The 4772-nt window shown below is 66.2% G+C and carries 5 protein-coding genes; 1 reads left to right on the forward strand and 4 read right to left on the reverse strand.

Going from position 1 to position 4772, the window contains the following annotated elements; genetic code table 11:
- Positions 1-857 (forward strand): NAD(P)/FAD-dependent oxidoreductase (locus VFA16_RS14000; RefSeq protein WP_324968397.1); only part of this gene is annotated, 857 nt, incomplete at its 5' end.
- A gap of 30 nt (positions 858-887) precedes the next feature.
- Here VFA16_RS14000 and VFA16_RS14005 read toward each other — a convergent pair.
- From VFA16_RS14005 to VFA16_RS14020, 4 genes are all read right to left on the reverse strand, one after another.
- Complete coding sequence (locus VFA16_RS14005; protein ID WP_324968398.1) at positions 888-2042, reverse strand: 1,4-beta-xylanase; 1155 nt, start codon at positions 2040-2042, stop codon at positions 888-890.
- Between the two features lie 180 nt (positions 2043-2222).
- Entirely contained in the window at positions 2223-3443 is a 1221-nt protein-coding gene (locus VFA16_RS14010; RefSeq protein ID WP_324968399.1) for an O-succinylhomoserine sulfhydrylase, read from the reverse strand.
- Complete coding sequence (locus tag VFA16_RS14015; protein ID WP_324968400.1) at positions 3440-3853, reverse strand: rhodanese-like domain-containing protein; 414 nt, start codon at positions 3851-3853, stop codon at positions 3440-3442. Before VFA16_RS14015 ends, VFA16_RS14010 begins: the two co-directional genes overlap by 4 nt.
- A gap of 19 nt (positions 3854-3872) precedes the next feature.
- Positions 3873-4772 (reverse strand): ATP-grasp domain-containing protein (locus VFA16_RS14020; protein WP_324968401.1); only part of this gene is annotated, 900 nt, incomplete at its 5' end.

Raw genomic sequence — 4772 nt, forward strand, 5'->3', positions numbered from 1 at the left:
CCGGCCAGATCGCCGAACTCGCCGAGCGCACCCTGGCCGGGTCGTTTCGCACCATCGATCCCAGTGAGTGCCGGGTGATCCTGCTGGACGCCGCGCCGGCGGTGTTGCCGCCGATGGGCACAAAACTCGGCGGCAAAGCGCAGCGCCGGCTGGAGAAGATGGGCGTCGAGATCCAGCTCAACTCGATGGTGACCGCCGTTGACTACCAAGGGATTACGGTCAAGGACAAAGACGGCAGCGAGCATCGCATCCAATGCGCGTGCAAGGTGTGGGCGGCCGGTGTGCAGGCCAGCCCGCTGGGCAAGGTCCTCGCCGAGCAGTCTGACGGGACCGAGGTGGATCGCGCCGGCCGGGTGCTGGTGCAACCGGACCTGACGGTCAAGGGCCACCCGTATGTGTTCGTGATCGGCGACCTGATGGCCGTGCCGGGTGTGCCGGGGATGGCGCAGGGCGCAATCCAGGGCGCGAAGTACGCAACCAAGTGCATCAAGCATGCGTTGAAAGGTCACGACGATCCCGGTCACCGGGCGCCGTTCAAGTACTTCGACAAAGGCAGCATGGCGACGGTGTCCAGGTTCAGCGCGGTCGCACAGGTCGGCAAGCTGGAGTTCGGCGGCGTCCTCGCATGGCTGGCCTGGCTGGTGCTGCACCTGGTCTATCTGATTGGGTTCAAAAACCGCTTCACTACCCTGATCCACTGGGGGGTGACCTTTTTGGGCCGCAGCCGCAGCCAGATGGCCATCACCAGCCAGATGATCTACGCCAGGTTGGCGATGAGCAAGCTCGGCGAGCAGGAGCAGGGCGCCCTGGCCGCCGCCGAACGCGCCGAGGAAGCCGAGCAGAAGGCAGCCGGCTAGTACCCGGCGTTCAGGAGACAGTGACGACGCTCAGGACACAGTGCCGACGCTCAGCGACCGGATCGCCTGGACTTCGTTGGCCTGGAAGGGCCGTCCGTCGGGGCGTAGCAGGTCGTGGAACCACGGGTTCGGAATTGTCTGGTACGGGTGATCCCAGGAGTCCCATGGGAAGTAGGTCTGGGTCTTCCCGGCGACCAGGCCCCAGTTGATTGCACCGACGTTGTAACGCTTCGCAATTGGCAGGATGGTCTGAATAGTGCTGCCCAACGGGCGAGCCATGTACTCGGTGCAGAGGATGGGCCGGCCCAGTGGAGTGAGCTCATTGATCCGGCTCTCGAAGTTCGCAGGCTCGCCATAGCAGTGGAAGGTGACCACGTCGGCGTTGTCCAGCTGAATGCCGGCAATTGTGCTGCGCTGTGAGGCATCTGCCCACGCACCGTCCCACACGCCGCTCGTCAACGGCTGGCTGGGGTTCACCGAACGCGCCCACTGGAACACCTGGGGAAGCAGGTCTGCGACAAGCTGCTGCTTGTCTTTCCGTTCGACCGAGCTGTACACACGCGCGGGGTTGTCGGGTTCGTTCCAGACGTCCCAACCCAAAACCCGGTCGTCATTACGGAATTGGCTCACCACTCCCGTCACATAGTCGTACATCGTGCGGATGTAGCGGCGGTCGTCGAGTCGTTCTGCGCCCGGGCCCTGGACCCAGCCGGAGTTGTGCACGCCGGGCCGAGGTGCGCGCTGCGGGCCCAGTTTCGGCAACGGGTCCCAACACGAGTCGAACAAGACGAACAGCGGCTTGATGCGGTGGCGCGCCGCGATGGCCACGAACTGCGCCAGACGAACTTGAAAGCCGCGGTGGTCCTGCGCCCACAGCAGATCGTGAAGGAAGACCCGCACCGTGTTGAGCCCGTGAAACCGCGCCCAACCCAACTCGGTGTCGATGCGCCGGGGGTCGTAGGTGCCCGACTGAAACATCTCGAGCTGATTGATGGCATTCGCGGGGATGTAGTTGGCGCCGACGAGCCAGCCTTGCGCCTGATACCAGCGGTTGGCACGGTCCGGTGACCACCGGGTCGCCTCGCCGGTGGCTCGGGGCGGTTCCGCAGCGGCGCGCGGTGCTCGTGCCAGTGCAGCGCCTCCTGCCAGCATCAGCGGTAGCTTCAGGACCGTTCGACGGTACACGAAGTGACCATAATTTGGCCGAGGCCCAATCCCCGGTATCTGCTTAGCGAGTCGGGCTAGTTTGCGTTGAGAATTGTTATCTGGCCGTCACCCGCAGTGCCCCTAGGGCGTCGAAATCGACGCTTTGCAGCGGAAGTTCGAGTACCGGCCTGCAAAGGGTCGATCTCGGGGTGAGGAGTGTTAGCGCAGGGCGTGGTCGAGGTCGGCGATCAGGTCGTCGGTGCTTTCCAGCCCGACCGAGATCCGCACCACGTTGTCCCCCAGACCGATCGCGGCTCGTCCCTCGGCTCCCATCGCGCGATGTGTCGTCGTCGCCGGGTGGGTGATAAGCGATTTCGCGTCGCCGAGGTTGTTGGAGATATTGATCAGCCGCAGCTTGTCGACCACCTCGAAAGCCCGCTGCTTTGCCACATGCTCCGGCGCGTCGAGCGCGAACGTGACCACGGTGCCACCGCCCGTCATCTGGCGCTTGGCCAGGTCGTACTGGGGATGCGACGCCAGATACGGGTAGCGCACCCAGCTGACCGCGGGATGGCTCTCCAGGAATTCCGCCACCCGCTGCGCCGAGGTGTTGGCGTAGTCAACCCGAATGGCCAGTGTCTCAAGGCCTTTCAATAGCAACCACGCGTTGAAGGCACTGATCGCTGGGCCGGTGTGGCGCATCAGCTTCTGCACAGGGCCGTCGATGTACTCCTTGTCGCCGAGGATGGCCCCACCCAGCACCCGGCCTTGCCCGTCCAGGTGTTTGGTACCCGAGTACACCACCACATCGACACCGAGCGGAAAGCCCTGCTGCAGCAGCGGCGTCGCAAAGACGTTGTCCAGCACGACTTTCGCGCCCGCCGCATGCGCCATCTCGGTGACCGCGGAAATATCTACCAACGACTGCATCGGGTTTGACGGTGTCTCGAAGAACACCGCCTGAGTTGGCTCCGAGAGCGCCTTCTCCCATTGCGCAAGGTCGTCGCCGTCGACGAACACGGTCTTGACTCCCCACCGCGGCAGAATCTCGTCGCACACCACGAAACACGAGCCGAAGAGGCTTCGCGCGGCCACCAGCCGGTCGCCGGCACCCAGCAGCGCGCCCAGTGAGACGAACACCGCCGCCATGCCGCTCGCGGTGGCGAACGCCGCCGGTGCGCCCTCGATCAGGCGCAGCCGCTCCTCGAACATGCTGATGGTGGGGTTGCCGTAGCGCGAGTACACGTAGCGGTCGGTCTCGCCGGCGAACGCCTTCTCCGCGGCGTCGGCGGACTCGTAGACGTAGCCCGAGGTCAAATACAGCGCCTCGGCGGTCTCTTCGAACTGCGACCGGATGATCCCGCCGCGCACCCCGATCGTCGCCGGTCCCACGCCGTCGGGCAGCGGCTCCGGTGTTCGCGCCGAATGCTGGTCGGTCATGACTGCTTCCAGGGCAGCCCAATTGCCCGCCAGCCGGACCCGCCGCGATGGCCGGCTTCGTCGAGGTGGCCCTCGAAACCGTCCAGCACGTTGTACGCCGGGGTGATGCCGACCTCGGTCGCGGCCACAGCCGCGCCGACCGAGCGGTTGCCGGAGCGACACAAGAAGATCACCGGGCGGTCTTGGCGCGGCGGGACATGCTCCAGCAATTCGGTGACGAAGTTCTCGTTGCGCTTCCCGTCGGAGCGGTTCCATTCGATGTAGACGACATCGCGGCCGAGGCTGGATAGGTCGGGCACTCCGACGAAGCGCCATTCGGCGTCGGTGCGCACGTCGACCAGCACCGCCTCGGGATTATCACTGAGCAGCTTCCACGCCTGCTGGCAAGTGATATCTCCTGCATAGCTCACTTGCGTGAGTCTCGCATACTCAACTGGGCCCCGGCGAACTCGGCGGCTGCCACACCTTGCGCAGGGCGGACGACACCTGGCGAGCGCGATCGCGCGCTGCCGACACGTCAGGCGCGGTGGCCAGTGACACGCCCAGCCTGCGCGGCGCTTCCGGCTCGTGGTGAGCAAAAACCCTGATGTCGCTCTCGGGCACCCTCAGCGCATCGGCCAGCGCGCGGGCATCGGCCTTGGGCTCGAGGGCCTCGCGCCCGGCATACATCACCTGGGCCCCTCCCGGCGAGATCATGATGGTGTCGATCGCGAGACCGAGAATTGCGCGGGCGGCCAGCTCGAATACCGACAACCGCTGGGTGCGCAACGTCACCAGGCCGCTCTCATAGGGGCGGGCGGTGACGTCGCAGAAGTAGACCTCGTCGCCGCGGATCATCAATTCGACCCCGAAGACGCCGCGGCCGCCGAGCGCCTTGACGATCCGCGCAGCGATCGACTTGCCGGCATCCAGCGCGGCGTCGCTCATCTGCTGCGGCTGCCAGTACTCGCGGACGTCGCCGGTCGCCTCGCCATGCCCGATCGGCACGCAGAACTCGGTCACCGGCCCCTTCGGCCCGTCGCTGCGCACGGTGAGCAGGGTGACGTGGTAGTCGACCTCGACCACGGTTTCCGCCAGCACCCGGGTGCTGGTGACCCGCCCCCCGGCGGCAACCGCCCGCTGCCAGGCGGGTTCGACGTCGGCGGGCCCCGACACCAGCGACCGGGCCTGAGCGGCCGCCGCACCCACCGGCTTGACCAGCAGCGGATAGCCGGCGTGGGCGGCGACGGCCCTGAGTTCGTCGAGCGAGCCGGCGAACCAGAACGGCGCGGTGGGCAGGCCCAGCTCGTCGGCGGCCAGACGTCGCAAACCCTCGCTGTCGGTGGACAG

The organism is Mycobacterium sp., from assembly GCF_035653355.1.
Lineage (GTDB): Bacteria > Actinomycetota > Actinomycetes > Mycobacteriales > Mycobacteriaceae > Mycobacterium.